Origin of the sequence: Photobacterium sp. MCCC 1A19761 (genome assembly GCF_037389125.1) — a bacterium.
Classification (GTDB): domain Bacteria; phylum Pseudomonadota; class Gammaproteobacteria; order Enterobacterales; family Vibrionaceae; genus Photobacterium.
On the sequence record NZ_JAZGTF010000045.1, the window covers coordinates 1 to 17,926 of the forward strand.

Annotated in this window: 15 protein-coding genes; 5 read left to right on the forward strand and 10 right to left on the reverse strand. The window is 55.1% G+C overall.

Annotated elements, in window-relative coordinates:
* Positions 1-665 precede the first annotated feature (665 nt).
* From cysQ to cysG, 6 genes are read right to left on the reverse strand one after another with little or no spacing between them, the layout of a single operon-like run.
* Positions 666-1,406: a 3'(2'),5'-bisphosphate nucleotidase CysQ gene (cysQ, locus tag VV869_RS23375; protein WP_337737351.1), complete on the reverse strand. Its 741-nt coding sequence runs from the start codon at positions 1,404-1,406 to the stop codon at positions 666-668.
* Positions 1,407-1,421: 15 nt separating this feature from the next.
* Positions 1,422-2,045 (reverse strand): adenylyl-sulfate kinase, encoded by a 624-nt coding sequence (gene cysC / locus VV869_RS23380; protein ID WP_337737352.1) that lies wholly within the window; start codon positions 2,043-2,045, stop codon positions 1,422-1,424.
* A gap of 35 nt (positions 2,046-2,080) precedes the next feature.
* Complete coding sequence (locus VV869_RS23385) at positions 2,081-3,808, reverse strand: SLC13 family permease (RefSeq protein WP_337737353.1); 1,728 nt, start codon at positions 3,806-3,808, stop codon at positions 2,081-2,083.
* 5 nt (positions 3,809-3,813) lie between these two features.
* Entirely contained in the window at positions 3,814-5,244 is a 1,431-nt protein-coding gene (gene cysN, locus VV869_RS23390) for a sulfate adenylyltransferase subunit CysN (protein ID WP_337737354.1), read from the reverse strand.
* 10 nt (positions 5,245-5,254) lie between these two features.
* Positions 5,255-6,163, reverse strand: coding sequence for a sulfate adenylyltransferase subunit CysD (cysD, locus tag VV869_RS23395; RefSeq protein ID WP_337737355.1), 909 nt, complete (start codon positions 6,161-6,163; stop codon positions 5,255-5,257).
* A gap of 13 nt (positions 6,164-6,176) precedes the next feature.
* Entirely contained in the window at positions 6,177-7,583 is a 1,407-nt protein-coding gene (gene cysG / locus VV869_RS23400; protein ID WP_337737356.1) for a siroheme synthase CysG, read from the reverse strand.
* Positions 7,584-7,994: 411 nt separating this feature from the next.
* Between cysG and VV869_RS23405 the strand changes: the two genes are divergently transcribed.
* The 3 genes from VV869_RS23405 (at position 7,995) to VV869_RS23415 (ending at position 11,270) form a co-directional block, all read left to right on the forward strand.
* Positions 7,995-9,953, forward strand: a complete 1,959-nt coding sequence (locus tag VV869_RS23405) for a bifunctional 2',3'-cyclic-nucleotide 2'-phosphodiesterase/3'-nucleotidase (RefSeq protein WP_337737357.1) — start codon at positions 7,995-7,997, stop codon at positions 9,951-9,953.
* Positions 9,954-10,048: 95 nt separating this feature from the next.
* Positions 10,049-10,618: a Crp/Fnr family transcriptional regulator gene (locus VV869_RS23410; RefSeq protein WP_337737358.1), complete on the forward strand. Its 570-nt coding sequence runs from the start codon at positions 10,049-10,051 to the stop codon at positions 10,616-10,618.
* 187 nt (positions 10,619-10,805) lie between these two features.
* On the forward strand, positions 10,806-11,270 hold the full coding sequence (locus VV869_RS23415) for a GNAT family N-acetyltransferase (RefSeq protein ID WP_337737359.1): 465 nt from the start codon (positions 10,806-10,808) through the stop codon (positions 11,268-11,270).
* Between the two features lie 72 nt (positions 11,271-11,342).
* On the opposite strand, the gene VV869_RS23420 is transcribed toward VV869_RS23415, so the two are convergent.
* Complete coding sequence (locus VV869_RS23420) at positions 11,343-12,056, reverse strand: LysM-like peptidoglycan-binding domain-containing protein (RefSeq protein WP_337737360.1); 714 nt, start codon at positions 12,054-12,056, stop codon at positions 11,343-11,345.
* Positions 12,057-12,177: 121 nt separating this feature from the next.
* Between VV869_RS23420 and VV869_RS23425 the strand changes: the two genes are divergently transcribed.
* Both VV869_RS23425 and VV869_RS23430 read left to right on the forward strand, forming a co-directional pair.
* Positions 12,178-12,798 carry an FKBP-type peptidyl-prolyl cis-trans isomerase gene (locus VV869_RS23425; RefSeq protein WP_337737361.1) on the forward strand — a complete coding sequence of 207 codons (621 nt, stop codon included), beginning with the start codon at positions 12,178-12,180 and terminating at the stop codon, positions 12,796-12,798.
* A gap of 213 nt (positions 12,799-13,011) precedes the next feature.
* A complete protein-coding gene (locus VV869_RS23430) occupies positions 13,012-13,500 on the forward strand; it encodes a DUF2780 domain-containing protein (RefSeq protein ID WP_337737362.1) in 489 nt (162 codons plus the stop codon).
* A gap of 155 nt (positions 13,501-13,655) precedes the next feature.
* Here VV869_RS23430 and VV869_RS23435 read toward each other — a convergent pair whose 3' ends face one another.
* The 3 genes from VV869_RS23435 to VV869_RS23445 are packed head-to-tail and all read right to left on the reverse strand — an operon-like array spanning position 13,656 to position 17,912.
* Positions 13,656-14,417: a phosphoadenylyl-sulfate reductase gene (locus tag VV869_RS23435; protein ID WP_337737363.1), complete on the reverse strand. Its 762-nt coding sequence runs from the start codon at positions 14,415-14,417 to the stop codon at positions 13,656-13,658.
* On the reverse strand, positions 14,410-16,101 hold the full coding sequence (gene cysI / locus VV869_RS23440; RefSeq protein WP_337737364.1) for an assimilatory sulfite reductase (NADPH) hemoprotein subunit: 1,692 nt from the start codon (positions 16,099-16,101) through the stop codon (positions 14,410-14,412). The genes VV869_RS23435 and cysI overlap by 8 nt, the downstream gene beginning before the upstream one ends.
* On the reverse strand, positions 16,101-17,912 hold the full coding sequence (locus VV869_RS23445; RefSeq protein WP_337737365.1) for an assimilatory sulfite reductase (NADPH) flavoprotein subunit: 1,812 nt from the start codon (positions 17,910-17,912) through the stop codon (positions 16,101-16,103). The genes cysI and VV869_RS23445 overlap by 1 nt, the downstream gene beginning before the upstream one ends.
* Positions 17,913-17,926 lie beyond the last annotated feature (14 nt).

Sequence of the window (17,926 nt, forward strand, 5' to 3'; positions counted from 1 at the left end):
AATTGACTGTGCCGATGCTCTTATTAAAAAGAACTATCGATTTGGTCACTCAGTTCACTGATAAATCTTTTGACTATCATTTCACGAGTGCCCACACAGATTGCATGGTCAAATTGTTAAAGAACATTGACTCGGATTTCTTTCCGGTCAGGGCTGCGTATTCTACACAAGCCTCTTTCAGGGTCAAGCACTTTTTTTAAATTCCTTAGGAACCCAAACCAGCACTCAACTTACCTCACCAGAGAAGAGATGGCTTTTTACAGCCTTAAAACTCAACTCAGAAGAGGATGGCCATCTTAGACACTTTGAAAACCGTGTCAAGCACCATTTCCAATTAATTTTCTTATCCAGAAGGCTCACCAACAAGTTATACACAGTTTGCAAATAACTTACTCACTACGCGCCTGCCCTGTCAGTGAGGCGGCATTATAGAGAGCACCAGGGAGATGACAACTAGTTTTTTGATATTTTATGCCAACTGATGAGATTTACGTCCATAACTGTCAAAATTGATACTAAAGGCACCGTATTTCGTCACAGACAGCAACTAAACCAATAGACAGTAGATTAAAAGTAGCCGAAAAATACAAAAACAGATCTTATTTTTAAACTTCATAAAAACGGGCAGCTGACGCTGCCCGTTATTCTGGCGATTAAGACGAAGCTCAGAGCATCACTATAAAATGAGGATTCAATAATGTTTCTCGATGGTAGTTCAGCGGTTCTCCATCCAACTGTTTCACAGTCGCACCCGCACTTTCTGCAACACATTGACCCGCTGCAGTATCCCACATCATAGTTGGTCCTAAACGCGGGTAGTATTGCGCCCGACCTTCAGCGACCAGACAAAATTTCAATGAAGAGCCCACTTCTGTCATCTTGTGCTCTCCCAGTTGTTCCAGAAACGCTGCCATATCAGGACTCGGATGAGAACGGCTTCCCACCACGGTCGGCACAGTCGCCGGCCGAACCTTGATCTGTTCACGTCCAGCTTTGGTCTCCAACCAGGCTTTATGCCCATCCCCGAGCCAGGATTTATCCAACGCCGGAGCATGAACAACAGCCAATAAAGGCTTCCCTTGCTCAATGAGAGCAATGTTGACCGTAAACTCACCGTTCTTACGCAGGAATTCTTTGGTCCCGTCGAGCGGATCCACCAGCCAAAAACGCTGCCAATGCTGGCGCTCCGGCCACTGGGTATGAGCTGATTCCTCAGATAACACCGGAATCTCCGGAGTTAATGCTGTCAGTTGCTGAACAATAATGGCATTCGCGGCAAGATCCGCCGCCGTGACCGGACTGCTATCAGCCTTCTCTGAAACTTCAACGTTGGTATGATAGTGCTCCATGATGGCAGCGCCGGCTTCTTTGGCGATGTGATAAATCGATTCGAGTAGCGTACTCACCCGCGATGACTCCTTTTATTGGCGGATAATCTGACGTTCTTTTAACGACTCCAGACACAGGTCAACCAGCTCGGCGATAGACGCATCACCAGCCGGTAAGTGGATCTCTGGGTAATCAGGTGCCTGATACTCAGAGTCGATCCCTGTGAACTGTTTAATTTCACCCGCTCGCGCTTTCTTATACAAGCCTTTGGGATCACGCTTCTCACATTCCGCCAGTGGGGTATCGACAAAAACTTCAAGAAACTCACCAGCCGGTAACATATCCCGTACCAGTTGGCGTTCCTGGCGATGAGGTGAGATAAAAGCCGTCAGGACAATCAGTCCGGCATCAGCCATCAGCTTAGCGACTTCACCAATGCGGCGAATATTTTCCCGACGATCTTCCGACGAAAAACCTAAATCACGACACAAACCATGGCGAACATTGTCACCATCCAACAAATAAGTATGATAACCCAACTCAGCCAGACGCTCTTCCAAGGCGCCCGCAATGGTTGATTTCCCGGCTCCGCTGAGTCCGGTAAACCACAATACCGCAGGTTGCTGAGATTTTTGTTGCGCCCGGCTGGCTTTCGTCACCTGATGGCGATGCCAAACCACGTTTTCATTCTCATGCGGCTCAATGACGGCTGTCATAATAAACTCCGTTTAAACGATGCCAATACATAGCATTAAAAAGGAAAGAGTTGCGGGATTAACGCCAACACCACCACGGAATACACCACAGAAACCGGCAGCCCCACTCGCACATAATCTTTCAGTTGATAGTTCCCGACGCTATAGACCAGCAAATTGGTCTGATATCCGTAAGGAGAAATAAAGCTGGCACTGGCGCCGAACAAAATGGCCATGATGAACGGCATGGGATCGGCCCCAGAACTGACCGCCAGGCTGTAGGCGACCGGAAACGACAGTGCGGCAGCAGCGTTATTGGTGACCAGCTCGGTCAGGACTAAGGTCAGCAAGTACACCGCGATCAAGGCGCCGTATAGCCCCCAGCCATTGAACGAACTCATCAGGAGGCTGCCCATCCGTTCGGATAATCCACTGGACATCATCAGTTGGGCGACAGATAAAGCTGAACCGACGATCACCACAATATCCACCGGGAAACGTCGCCGGATTTCGGCAAACGAGATGATCCCGGTGGCAACCAGCAGCAGCAGATAAGCAGCCAGACCATTGATGATCGGTAACACATGCAACAAGGCCGCGGCAATCACGGCCAAGAAGCCAACCAGCACGCTCAGGCTTTTCGCGCTGTCCAGGCGGGCGCTCGAATCCAGCCCGTTCACCAGCACAAACTCGCGGTTGAGCTGTTGTTTCTTCTCGTGGAATGTTTTCCCCGGTACCACCACCAGCGTATCGCCTGCGTGTAACTCGATATTGCCCAAGCCGCCACCCAGACGCTCATGCCCCCGACGAATCGCCACCACCACCGCATCAAACCGCTCACGGAAGCGCACACTTTTCAGGGTTTTGCCCCGAATGCCGGCCGAATGACTAACAACCACTTCCATCATTGACTGACCATTCAGGTGGTGCTGGCCAAACAGGTGCAGGCCATTAATTTCCTGCAACGTGGTGACACTTTCTACATCTCCGCAAAATAGCAGGCTGTCGCCGGCCATCAACCGGGTATCCGGGCAGACCGGGGCAATGGTTTTTCCATCCCGGATCACTTCAGCCAGAAACAAACGGCGCAGGGCACGCAACCCATTTTCCGCCACGGTTTTTCCGGCCAGCGGTGACCCCCCTTCAATTTTGGCTTCCAGGAAATACGGCAGATCATCTTGGCTCTGATCATCATAGACCGGTAGTAGGTAACTGAGCGGGATCAACACCGCCAAGCCGACCACCAATACGGCCAGCCCAATTGCGGTAGGCGCAAAGAACCCCAATCCGGGCAACCCGGCATCTTCCACAAAGCTGTTGATGATCAGATTGGTGGAGGTCCCAATTAAGGTCAACGTACCGCCGAGTATCGCGGTATACGATAACGGGATCAGCAAACGTGACGGGGCATGGCGCTGATTGCGCTTCACTGCCCCAATCAGCGACACCACCACCGCAGTGTTATTGGTAAATGATGAAAGAAAGGCGGTCGACAGTCCCAGTTTCGCCACCACCGAGGATTGGCCGCCCTGGGAGATCTGACGCCCGACCCAGCTGATCAGGCGTGTTTTCTCCAGGGCAATGGAAACAAGGATCAGCAGGACCAGCGTTAACAGTGATGAGTTGGTAAAATTGCCCGCCAGGGTCGGCAAGTCAATCATCCCGGTCTGAAAACCGACAAACGCCGCCCCGGCAAACAAGTAAGCCGGCTTGATCCGCGTGGTCAGTAAGCAGGTCACAATCACCATCAACATGGCCAGAACCGTTCCTTGTTCCCAAGTCATGCTATTTATCCCAGTAAGTGACGGATGTCTTTCGCTTCCCAGTGCGGGAAGTGTTTGCGGATCAGGGCATTCAATTCCAGTTCAAAAGCACTGAACGACGTGCTCTGCACCTGGCTTGATTCGGCCAGTGCTTCACGCACCATCCCGGCTCCTACGGTGACATTGGTCAGTCGGTCGATCACGATAAAGCCGCCGGTATCTGCGCACGCCTGATAGGCGTCGACGGCGATCGCTTCGGTCAGTGCGACTTCACACAAGCCAATGCCGTTCAGTGGCAGACTCTCGGTCTGGAAGGTCTCCAGGTTATTGATGTCAACTTGGTGGCGGATCGCTTCTACCGTCCCGACCGTTTTCTTCCCGGCCACTTTAATGTCGTACTGACGCCCCACTTCCAGCGGCGCTTCTGCCATCCAGACCATATCGGCCAGCAGACGGTTGCTCAATGGCACGTCGGCATCCGCAGCCACCAACGTATCGCCACGGCTGATATCAATCTCATCCGTTAACGTCAGGGTGATCGCCTGGCCCGGATGGGCTTCCAGCAAGTCACCGTCGAAAGTAACAATGCGGGCAACCGTGGACGTTTTACCGGACGGCAACGCTTTCACGGCATCCCCGACTTTCACTACACCAGAGGCCAGCGTCCCGGCAAAGCCGCGAAAATCCAGATTCGGACGGTTCACATACTGCACCGGGAAGCGCAGCTCACCGGCTTCTTTTTCCTGGCCAATTTCAATCTGCTCCAGAATCGTCAGCAATGGCTCACCGTCATACCACGGCGTCTGCTCACTGGCATCCACCACGTTGTCGCCTTCGAGGGCAGACAGCGGCACCAGCTTGATATCCAGATCGCTGTTGAGTTTCTCGGCAAACGCCAAGTATTCATCCCGGATTGCCTCAAAGCGGTCCTGCTCAAAACCGACCAAATCCATCTTGTTGATCGCGACCACAAAATGACGGATCCCCAGCAAGCTGGCGATATAGGAGTGACGACGCGTCTGATCCAACACCCCTTTGCGGGCATCAATCAGGATCACCGCCACATCACAGGTGGACGCACCGGTGGCCATATTCCGGGTGTACTGCTCATGTCCCGGCGTGTCAGCAATGATGAATTTGCGCTGCTTGGTCGAGAAATAACGATACGCCACATCAATAGTGATCCCTTGCTCACGCTCGGCCTGGAGGCCATCCACCAGCAAAGCGAGATCCGGCCTGTCGCCGGTGGTGCCGACTTTCTGGCTGTCAGCATGGATCGCGGCCAGCTGATCTTCGTAGATTTGCTGGGAATCGTGCAGCAGACGGCCAATCAGGGTACTCTTCCCGTCATCTACCGAGCCACAGGTTAAAAAACGCAGCAGGGATTTGTTCTGGTGCTGATCAAGATAGGCTTCAATGCCCAGCTCAGCCACTTGTTGTTCAATTACGCTGTTCATTGTGCTCTCCTTAGAAGTAACCCTGGCGTTTTTTCAATTCCATCGAGCCGGACTGATCGTGGTCAATCGCCCGCCCCTGGCGTTCACTGGAAGTCGCCACCAGCATCTCTTCAATAATTCCCGGCAACGTATCGGCTTCGGATTCAATGGCGCCGGTCAGCGGATAGCAACCCAGGGTGCGGAAACGCACACTCTTTTGCTCAATTGTCTCACCCGGCTGCAACTCCATCCGATCGTCATCGACCATGATCAGCATGCCGTCACGCTCAACCACCGGCCGCACTGCAGAAAGGTACAGCGGCACAATTTCAATCCCTTCCAGATAGATGTATTGCCAGATATCCAGCTCGGTCCAGTTCGACAGCGGGAACACGCGAATGCTTTCGCCTTTATTAATTTGGCCGTTATAGGTTTTCCACAGCTCCGGACGCTGGTTCTTCGGATCCCAGGTGTGGTTTTTATCGCGGAACGAATACACCCGCTCTTTGGCGCGGGATTTTTCTTCATCCCGGCGGGCCCCACCGAATGCGGCGTCAAAGCCATACTTGTTCAGCGCCTGCTTCAGGCCCTGAGTTTTCATGATGTCGGTATGCTTGGAAGAGCCATGTTTGAACGGGCTGATCCCCATGGCCATGCCTTCCGGGTTTTTATGGACCAGCAATTCAAAGCCGTATTTTTCTGCCGTGCGATCCCGGAATTCGATCATCTCGCGGAATTTCCAGTCGGTATCCACATGCAGCAGCGGGAACGGAATTTTTCCCGGATAGAACGCTTTGCGCGCCAGGTGCAGCATCACGGATGAATCTTTACCGATGGAATACATCATCACAGGGTTGTCGAACTCAGCAGCCACTTCGCGGATGATATGAATGCTCTCCGCTTCCAGCTGCTTGAGATGGGTCAATCGTTTAGGGTCCATCACTCTCTCCATTCTATGCCAGCTTGACCACAGCAGGCTGCTGAGGCTGTTCCTGCTTGCCGAACCAATGTAATTTTTCTGATAAGGTCACCACTTCACCCACCACAATCAGGGATGGGGAAGCTGCCTGCTCTGCCAGTGTGGCCAGCTCACTGAGCTGACCTTTCAAAACTTTCTGAGTTGCCTGGGTGCCGCGCTCGATAATAGCAATCGGCGTCTCTGCGGCGCGGCCATGGGTCAACAATTGCTGCTGAATATGGCTCGATTTCATCAGCCCCATGTAGATCACCAGGGTCTGCTTGCCGCGGGCCAGCGTGGACCAGTCCAGCTGATCGCTCCCCGGCTTCAAGTGACCGGTAATAAACATCGCCGTTTGGGCATAGTCGCGATGGGTCAGCGGGATCCCGGCATACGCCGTTGCCCCGGCGGCCGCCGTGATCCCCGGAACCACCTGAAACGGGATCCCGGCATCGAACAGCACTTCCAGCTCTTCGCCGCCGCGGCCAAAGACAAACGGATCGCCGCCTTTCAGGCGTACCACCCGCTTGCCCTGCTCGGCATACTTGACGATCAGTTGATTGGTTTCTTCCTGCGGCACACTGTGGAAACCGGCTTTCTTACCGACACAGACCAGCTCCGCATCCCGGCGCACCAGCTCCATCACTTCATCGGAGACCAGGTAATCATAAAGCACCACGTCTGCCTGCTGCATCAGCTGTAACGCCCGCAGGGTAAGCAACCCCGGATCGCCCGGGCCGGCGCCAATCAGGGCTACCTGGCCTTGCGGCGAAACCTGCTGCGACAGCGCTTCCAGCTCTTGCTCAGCTGCCTGCGCCTGACCGGCTGCGACCAGTTCGGCAAAACGCCCACCGAAGGCCTGCTCCCAGAACATGCGGCGCCCCGTCAGGGTCGTCACGGTTTCAGACAGACGCTTGCGAAAACGCCCGGCGATGGTCGCCATCTGACCCAGGTGTGCCGGCAATAGCGCTTCGAGTTTCTCCCGCAGCAAACGGGCGAGGACCGGCGCTTTGCCGGAAGAAGAAATCGCGACGATGATCGGCGAGCGATCAACGATAGAAGGGACGATGAAGCTGCAGCGCTGGGTATCATCCACCACATTCACCATCACCTGGCGCTGGTTGGCCGACTGGTACACCAGTGCATTGACCGCTTTCCGATCAGTGGCAGCAATCGCCAGGAAGATGCCATCCAGATGCGACGGCTCAAAGGTGTCAGCCAGGTGCGTCACTTGCCCCTGTTGAACGGCCTGTTGAAAATCCGGATTCAGTGCAGGGGCGATCACCCGGACATCTGCACCAGCCTTTAATAATAAGCGGGTTTTGCGCCATGCAACTTCACCGCCGCCGACCACCAGGCACGGCCGTCGCTTCAAGTCTGCAAATATTGGCAAGTAATCCATGTCCTGCGCCCTCTGTACTGATAACTCTCAGCACTATAGACGGGGCAAGATATTACCTGAAATTCTAAAATTTCATTTTTTATTCCAAAAAGTTTGAGATTGGTCAACGTTGGAGCGAAAGGAGGCTGCGTGTACAAAGATGGGGCGTTCAGGTGGGTTCTGCGCCTGATTTGATCCATTTAACACCAGTTCCCTCCTTGATGATAGGCCGTTTGGACTTATGTTATGCCATTTTCATCTGATGTACCGAACACCGCCGCTTGAAAAATATTGCCTGCTTAACCAGTCAATGGCGCTGGTTTCCTTTAAATATGAGACCCCGGACACAATATGCTTCCCCTTTCACGTTACGATCATCATTCTTTTGGTACGTTAAGCACGCTTTGACAACTCACTGTTCCGGAGAAACTCATGAAATTACCTGTCAAGCCATTGTCTGTTGCCGTTCTGGGCGGCTTACTGGCCCTGGCCGGCCCGGCGACCGCCGAAACGATCAAGCTACGGATCCTGGAAACCACCGATATCCATACCAATGTCATGGATTATGACTATTACAAGGATAAACCGACGCTGAAAACCGGTCTAGTTCGAACCGCGACGCTGGTCAAACAGGCCCGTGCCGAAGTCACCAACAGCATTCTGGTGGATAACGGCGATCTGCTTCAGGGCAGCCCGATGGGGGATTACATGGCCGCCAAGGGGATCAGCGCCGGTGAAGTCCACCCGGTCTACAAGGCGATGAACCAACTCGATTATGATGTTGCCAACCTGGGGAATCACGAGTTTAACTACGGCCTCGACTTCCTCAAGAAATCGCTTGATGGCGCGGCGTTCCCATATGTCAACGCCAATGTGATTGATTTGAAAACCGGTGAGAACCTGTTTACGCCATACCTGATCAAAACGCACCGGTTCCAGGATACCGATGGCCAAACCCACGATGTCAAAGTCGGCTATATCGGCTTCGTCCCGCCGCAAATCATGATTTGGGACAAGACCAACCTGGAAGGCAAAGTCAAAGCGCTGGATATCAAGCAGGCGGCGGAGAAATTTGTCCCGCAAATGAAAGCGGAAGGGGCCGATATCATCGTGGCGATCCCGCACTCCGGCGTCTCTGCCGACCCGTATAAAGTGATGGCTGAAAACTCGGTCTACTATCTCACCCAAGTCGAGGGGATTGATGCTATTGCCTTCGGCCACTCTCACGCAGTCTTCCCGAGCAAAGCCTTTGCCAACCTGCCGAATACGGATATCGACAAAGGCACCATCAACGGCGTCGCGGCCGTCATGCCGGGCCGCTGGGGCGATCACCTCGGAGTCATGGATCTGGTGCTGGAGAAAACCGCTGACGGCTGGAGTGTTGCCGACGCGCAAACTGAAGCCCGCCCGATCTACGATAAATATGAGAAAAAATCCCTGGTCGATGCCGATGCCAAGCTTGTTGCCGCCGTTGCTGACGATCACAAAGCGACCCGAACCTTCGTCAATCAGCCGATCGGCAAAGCCAGCGATGTGATGTACAGCTACTTGGCCCTGGTGCAGGATGATCCGACGGTCCAAATCGTTAACCTGGCTCAGAAAGATTATGTCGAGCGCTTTATCCAGGGCGATCCGGACCTGGACGGCATCCCGGTCCTGTCTGCGGCGGCGCCGTTCAAAGCCGGTGGCCGGGCCAACGATCCGGCCAACTACACCGAGGTTGAAGCCGGTCAGCTGACATTCCGCAACGCCGCCGACCTGTACCTGTACCCGAACACCCTGGTGGCGCTGAAAGTCACCGGCAAGGAAGTGAAAGAGTGGCTGGAGTGCTCCGCGGCCCAGTTCAACCAAGTCAACCTGCACAGCGACCAGCCACAAGGGCTGATCAACTGGGACGGCTTCCGCACCTATAACTTTGATGTCATTGACGGAGTTCAGTACCAGATTGATGTATCGCAACCCGCGCGCTATGACGGCGACTGTAAGCTGATCAATGAACAGGCCTCGCGTATCCGTGAGCTGACCTTCAACGGCAAGCCGGTGGATCCGCAACAGCCCTTCCTGATCGCGACCAACAACTACCGCGCCTACGGGGCAAAATTTGCCGGGACCGGTGATGCTTTTATTGCCTTTGCAGCCCCGGATGAAAACCGTACCGTGCTGGCCGATTACATCAGCCGGATCAGCAAGTCCCAAGGTCAGGTCATCCCAAAAGCAGACAACAACTGGCGCTTTGCGCCGCTACAGAGCAAGCAGCCGCTGGATATCCGCTTCGAAACCTCACCGAGTGACAAAGCGGCGGCCTTTATTGAGGCCAACCGTCAGTATCCGATGACACAGGTAGCGACCGACAAAATTGGCTTTGCCGTGTACCGGATCGATCTCCGGTAACACGGATCGCACACCGCAAAGCTTTCTCATACCGCAGCCTGGCTGCGGTATTTTTTTGCTATGATGCAGGGGGATATTTCGCCAAGAGCCTCAAGATGAACGACGAACTACAACATTTTCTCAGCCAGTTGGGCGCCTCTCCGGCTGCCGTGGCGCAAGCCCTGGCCGCCGCCGAGCCAATGGAGCTGCCAACCCGCCACATCCTGCTCAACCAGGGAGAATCCCCGACCCACGGCTATTTTCTGCTGGAAGGCATTTGCCATGCCTGTTATCTGACCGAGGCAGGCAAACAATACAGTAAAGAGTTTTACTGGGATCAGGATGTCCTGCTCGGGTTTGAAAGCCTGCTGAGCGAACAGCCGTCGCCGTACCTGCTGGAAACCCTCTCGGCCAGCCGCCTGCTGGCCCTGCCGCTGAGTCTGTTCCGCACCTGGCGGGATGAAGGCGAGCCCCTGTTCACCCGCTTGCTGGAAAGACAGTTGCTGTTCAAAGAGCAAAAAGAACGCTTTATGCTGATGCACACACCCGAGGAGCGCTATCGCCTGTTCAGCAGCAGCTTTCCGGAACTCATGTCGCGAGTGACGGACTATCAAATCGCCTCTTATTTGGGGATCAACCCCAGTAGTCTGAGCCGCCTCAAACAACGCCTGGATCAAGAAACGTAACCGGCAGGGCTCCGCCCTTCCCCCGACCGGACGCATCCAATCATTCCGATGGCTTTGCTTAACCTTGGGTAATGTCCGGGCGCACCGGATCTGTTAGGGTAACCGTTTCAACATCATGCCCGGCGTATTCAACCCAGGTCCCACCGAAGAAAAGAACAACCCAGGGCCCAGAGCCAAGGAGAAAACGATGCAATGGCAATGCCTGACCTTTGAACAACTGTCGAACCACCAGCTATATGAACTCCTCAAACTCAGGGTGGATGTGTTTGTGGTCGAGCAACACTGTCCCTACCCGGAGCTGGATAATAAAGATCGGCTACCACACACCCGTCATTTACTCGGTTACCAGCAAGGTCAGCTGGCCGCGTACCTACGACTACTGGCACCGGGCAGCACCTACCCGAACGCAAGCATCGGCCGGGTACTGACCGCCGAGTTCGCACGGGGCCATGGGGCCGGTCATGCCCTGCTGAAAGAAGGATTAGCACGCGCTGAGCAGCTGTGGCCGGATCACAGCCTGGATATTGGCGCCCAGTCGCATTTGCAGCCTTATTATGGCCGCTACGGCTTTGAGCCGATTTCTGAAGAATATCTGGAAGATGGGATCCCGCATATCGACATGCGGCTACGCAAAGGAACAGTCTTCGACTGACCGGCCGCCCTGCCCCGAAAACCACGTCGGGGAAAGGCGACCGAGCCGCAATTAAAGTCGCAGGAAGGAAGCTTATTGGCTGCGGGCAAAGCTACCGTCTGAGCGACGGAAGAACATCACCGGCTCTCCCGAGCGACTCTCGATTTGCAACACATCCAAATCCCCCTGAGCTGTTTGCTTGTAGCGCAGCAACTGCCCAGCTTTAATCCGGCTGAGCGGCTTGTCTTTACCTTCAATCGCGGCAACAGCATAGAGATCGCCCAGCGGCAGCGATTTATCCCTGAAGATATTGGCCAGGGTTTCGCCCTGTTTGACCTGATAGGTCTGCCAGGCAATAGCCGCAGACGGTGCGGCCTCAACCGGTGCCGAGGCGCTTGAGACGGTGGCTCTTGAGGCAGTAGTGCCCGAGCCTGTCTCGCTTGCAGCGGTAGCCACCTGCGTGCGTTGGGGTGACGGCGGCTCCGGCCGCTGGCCGACCGGCGGTAAGTCCTGGCGTTGCGGCTGCCCGATATCCAGCGTAACTTCCCGACGAACCGTCGCGGCGTTGTCATCCGGCAGCGGTGCTTTGGCCGGCAACAATAATAAAATGCCGACCACCGGGGTCAACACCGCCAAGGCCCGGCGATGCAATACCGGCAACGCGTCCCATTTGCTTTTCACGCGCGACACGGCGGCCGCACCCCGCGCTGTTATCGCTCCGGTTTTCAGCGTTTTTAGTTGGCTCAGGGAAAAACGGGGAAACGTAAATTCACTCTTTTTCTTTGAACGGCGTCTGGCCTGTCCCATAGTCACACTCCGGCACTCTCAACTCACGCAATCAATCGACAACTTGTCACAAAAGTTTACCCCTCGGGGTCGAAACTGTTATCCTGCCTGCTTTATTCACTCTACCTAAAGAGATGACATTATGTCTGACGTTAAACTAGATACAGTCGAAACGAAAGCAAGCTACGGTATCGGTCTACAAATGGGCCAACAGCTGGCACAAAGTGGTCTTGAAGGCCTGAACGTTGCAGCCATTGCCAAAGGTATTACCACTTCACTGACTGGCGAGATGCCAGAAATCGAAGTTGACGAAATCAACAATGCACTGCGTGAGCTTCACACCCGTGCGGAAGCCGTACGCCAGGAGCAAGCCAAAGCTGCAGCAGCTGAAGGCGAAGCGTTCCTCAAAGATAACGCACTCCGTCCGGAAGTAACAGTGACTGAGTCTGGTCTTCAGTACGAAATCCTGGTTGAAGGCAACGGCGAGATCCCAACTTCAGACAAACAAGTTCGCGTTCACTACCACGGTGAGCTGACTGACGGTACTGTTTTTGACAGCTCTGTCAGCCGCGGCCAGCCAGCTGAATTCCCGGTTACCGGCGTGATCGCAGGTTGGGTTGAAGCCCTGCAAATGATGCCTGTTGGCTCGAAGTGGAAACTGTACATCCCACAAGACCTGGCCTACGGTGAGCGTGGCGCGGGTGCAGCGATCCCGCCATTTGCAGCCCTGGTCTTCGAAGTTGAGCTGCTGGACATCCTGTAAGTCTATCTGCAACTCAGCGTTCGTAAAAAACGGTGCCGACGGTGCCGTTTTTTTATGCCGCGCCCTCTGCTCGACGGGCGATTTCATTCCGCAACTTCAGTCGTCCCCAGCGCCACATCCCTGACCCCGCCATATTTTCACCAAAACTTGACCTATCCTGCCGCAATTGCCGCTACGCTTATAGCTAAACCGTTTCAAGCACAGGAAAATGTCATGGTAAACACCCCTTCATCGCTCAAACGCTTCTTCGTCCCCGTCACCCTGCTGATCCCCCTTCTGCTACCAACCACCAGCGCCGCCTTCAGCCTGTCCGATCTCTTCGGCGGCAGTAAAGAAACATCTGCCGTGGCGAGTAATCCCTTGACTGAGCTCATCACCAGCCAGTTGAATGTCAGCCCCGAACAGGCAGCCGGGGGCACCGGTGCCCTGCTGTCCCTGGCTTCCAGCCAACTGAGCGGCGATCAGGCCAGCGAGCTGAGCAAAATGATCCCTGGAGCCGATCAACTCAGTGCCGCCATTCCAACCGGATTAAGCGGCATGTTGAGCAACATGGAGACCATCAACAAAGTCTTCACCACCCTAGGCATGGATCCGAGCATGGTCAGCCAGTTTATTCCGGTGATCCTCAAATTTGTCGGCAACCAGGGTGCCAGCACCGAACTCATGGGCGCCTTGGGGAACATTTGGAACCCCGCAGGGTGATCCGATACCGACTGGCGAGGATATAAGGATCGCGGGCTGAACCTGTCAGAGAGACGTCAAATCTGATTTGAATTCAGCCACTTCCCCCATAAAAGAAAACCTTATCTGCTTTGGGCAGATAAGGTTTCAATCATGACCGCATGAGGTTGTTCGGCTCAGATCCCGGACCCGTCGGCCTCGACATCATCTTCATGCAGACCACACTCACGCTTGAGACCGAAGAAACGCGTTTCCTGTTCGGACATTCCCGGCTCCCATTTCCGGGTAGTGTGAGTATCGCCCACCGACAAATACCCCTGATCCCACAACGGGTGATACGGCAGATCATACTTGGTCAGATACTGATGAATGTCTTTGTTCGACCAGTCGATCAGGGGCAGAAACTTAAACACCCCATTCTGAATCGCCAGCACCGGCAGACTCGCCCGGCTGTCCGACTGCTCACGGCGCAGTCCGGAGAACCAGGTACCGACCCGCAGCTCATCCAGCGCCCGGCGCATCGGCTCGACTTTATTCAACCGGTTATACTGTTTGATCCCATCCAGCCCCTGCTCCCAGAGCTGACCATAACGTGCTTCCTGCCAGGCCGCGCTCTGTGTCGCGCGGTACACATGCAGGTTCAGCGACAAGCGTTCGGTCAGGTGATCAATGAACTGGTACGTCTCCGGGAACAGATAACCGGTATCGGTCAGGATCACCGGAATATCCGGCTTTTCCTGCGTGACCATATGCAGCATCACCGCGGACTGGATGCCGAAGCTGGAAGCCAGGGCAAATTCTCCCTGCAAATGTTCCAGCGCCCAACGGATCCGCTCCTGGGCCGTCAACTGCTCCAGCGCTGCGTTCACTTCCGCCAGCTGCAGGATCTGCGCCACCTTGTTTTGACCGACCAGCTCAGCCAGCGAAAATTTAGGCATAAAAGTCCCTCTTCGATACGATAACTGGGTCGATGATCCCGGCCCGGATGGTGAAATCCCCGAAACCTTCTCCATCTTCCCGCTCGGTTGCCCAGCGGCCGACCAACGTGTCGATTTCTGCCATGATCTGAGCAACCGTGATGTTTTCCCGGTACATTTTCGGGATCCGGGTGCCATTGCGGTTCCCGCCCAGGTGGAGGTTATAGCGCCCCGGCGCCTTACCCACCAGACCGATTTCCGCCAGCATTGCCCGGCCGCAGCCATTCGGACAGCCGGTCACCCGTAGGATGATATTCTCATCCTCTGCTAGGCCGTGCTTGGCCAGCACCCCTTCCACATCGGTGACGAACTCAGGCAGGAAGCGCTCGGCTTCCGCCATCGCCAGCGGACAGGTCGGCAAGGAGACACAAGCCATCGAGTTTTTACGTTGCTCGCTGACCGCATTGTCGATCAAGCCATGATCGCGGGCGATCTTTTCGATCCGTTCCTTCTCACCAGCAGGCACCCCGGCCACAATCAGGTTCTGGTTTGCCGTCATCCGGAAATCCCCCTGATGCACCTTGGCAATTTCGGCGACCCCGGTTTTCAGCGGTTTCCCCGGATAGTCGAGGATCCGACCATTCTCAATAAACAGCGTCAGATGGTGCTTGCCGTCAATGCCTTCGACCCAACCGATGCGATCACCGCGCTCGGTAAATTCATACGGACGGCTGTCGGCAAACGCCACCCCGGCGCGCTTCTCAACTTCCGCTTTGAAGACATCGCTGCCGACCCGATCCAGGGTGTACTTGGTCTTGGCATTCTTCCGGTTCGAGCGGTTCCCCCAGTCACGCTGGGTCGTCACGACCGCTTCAGCCACATCCAGGGTTTTCTCCAACGGAATAAAACCGAAATCATCAGCCCGACGCGGATACGTCGCCTGATCGCCATGGGTCATGGCCAGGCCGCCCCCCACCAGGACGTTGAAGCCCACCAGCTTGCCATTGTCAGCAATCGCGACAAAGTTCAGGTCGTTGGCATGGACATCCACGTCATTTTGCGGCGGGATCACCACCGTGGTCTTGAACTTACGCGGCAGGTAAGTACTGCCGAGGATTGGCTCTTCGTCAGTGGTTTCCACCTTTTCGCCGTCCAGCCAGATCTCGGCATACGCCCGGGTTTTCGGCAATAAGTGCTCACTGATCTTCTTGGCCCACTCGTAGGCCTCCTGATGCAGTTCAGACTCCACCGGGTTGGTGGTACACAGTACGTTCCGGTTCACGTCCCCGGCGGTCGCAATCGAATCAATCCCGATGCTGTTCAGGGTCTGGTGCATCAGCTTAATATTCGGCTTAAGCACGCCGTGGAACTGGAATGTCTGACGGGTGGTCAAACGAATGCTGCCGTACAGGCTATGTTCGGCCGCAAACTTATCGATGGCCAGCCACTGAGTCGGGTTGATCACCCCGCCCGGCATCCGCGCCCGCAGCATCACGTTATGCAGCGGTTCCAGCTTCTGCTTGGCACGCTCATTGCGGATATCCCGGTCATCTTGCTGATACATGCCGTGAAAGCGGATCAGCTGGAAGTTATCTGCGGTAAACCCACCGGTGATCCGATCGTTCAGGTCTTCGCTGATCGTCCCGCGCAGAAAGTTACTTTCACGCTTCAGGCGTTCGTTATCTGATAATTTCTGCTCGCTCATTAGTACACGTCCTTCTGATAACGCTTGTTCTTGCGCAGTTCATTCAAGTACTGCTCGGCCTGTTCGCGGCTGTAGTTCCCCTGTTGCTCTGCCACGGTGAGCAGCGCTTCATGGACATCTTTAGCCATGTGGTTGGCATCACCGCACACATACACATGGGCACCATCTTGCAGCCACTGCCAAACCTGAGCAGCATGCTCAAGAATGCGGTGCTGAACGTATACTTTCTCAACCTGATCACGGCTGAAGGCCACATCCAGTTGGTTCACAACCCCGGACTTGAGGTACTTCTGCCACTCAACCTGATAGAGGAAATCTTCGGTAAAGGTACGGTCCCCAAAGAACAGCCAGTTCTTCCCTTCAGCACCGCGGTTATCACGTTCCTGAATAAATGCACGGAACGGTGCGATCCCGGTCCCCGGACCAACCATGATGACCGGGGTATTATCGTCAGCGGGCAGCTTGAAGTTGTTGTTGGTCTCGACAAAAACCTTCACCGGCTCGCCTTCTTCCAGCCGTTGTGCCAGATAGCTCGACGCACCACCCTGGCGGGTTTCATCACCCTGCTGGTATTCCACCAGCCCGACCGTCAAATGCACTTCTTCGCCAACTTCTTCCTGGCTCGACGCAATTGAGTACAAACGCGGGGTCAGTCGACGCAGCAGGCCGATCAGTTGCTCGGCGCTCAGTTGGGTCTTCTTCTCGGCGAGTACATCAATCACCTGCGTATTACCGGCATACTGGCGCAGCTTGTCTTTATCGGCGACCAGCTTCTCCAGCTTCTTGCTGGCGGACAGCTCGGCAAACTTGGTCACCAGCTGCGGATTCGCCGCGGTGATCTCAAACTTGCTGATCAGCGCCTGCTGCAGGGACATCGCTTCCCCGTCAACTTCCACCGACTCACAGCCGTCCAGGCCCACGCGGACCGCCAGGGCCTCAGCCAGCGCCGGATCGTTCTCGAACCAAACGCCCAGGGCATCACCCGGCTGATACGTCAGGCCGGAGCCTTCCAAATCAATCTCGACATGGCGCACATCTTTACCGGAACGACGGCCAGTGATCTTCTGGCTGGCCAGCAAAGTGGCTTCATACGGATTCTGCTTGCTGTACTGGCTCGCCGTCTGCTGGGCCTGGCCCACCGGCAGTTGCACCACCTCGGCTTCGCCGGTCGACAGCGTTTCTTTCACCTTGGTCAGCGCTTCTTTACGCCACTCGGCAGCCGGCGCATCGTAATCCACATCACAGTCGAGGCGCACCAGCATCGGCTCTGCGCCCAAGCGGCTGAGATAGCTATCGAAATCCTTGGCCGTCTGGCAGAAGAACTCGTAGCTGGAATCCCCCAGACCAATCACCGCATACTTGAGGTTCGGCAACTTCGGCGCTTTTTTCGATTGCAGGAATTCATGCAGCTCGATGGCATCATCCGGCGCTTCCCCTTCACCATGCGTCGAAGCGACGATAATGACGTGGGTTTCCTTGACCAGATCCTTGCCTTTATAGTCACCGGCAGAAAACAGCGCGACGGCCACACCGGCAGCTTCCGCTTCCTGTTTCAGCGCTTCTGCAACCCCTTTGGCATTTCCGGTTTGCGAGGCATAAATAATGGTAAGTTTGCCTGCCGGCCGGACGGCCGCCACAGGCTGCGAAGCAGGCACATGCTGGCCTGCAGGTTGATTCTGGCTAAGCCCCCAAAAGTAGCCGCTGATCCACGCCAGTTGTTGTGGCGACAGTTCGGCGGCAGCCTGTTGCAGCTGACCTATTTGCTGATCATTAAGCGGGCTGGCTATGGCCGAGAGTTCCTTAAGTAACATGACACGACGATCCC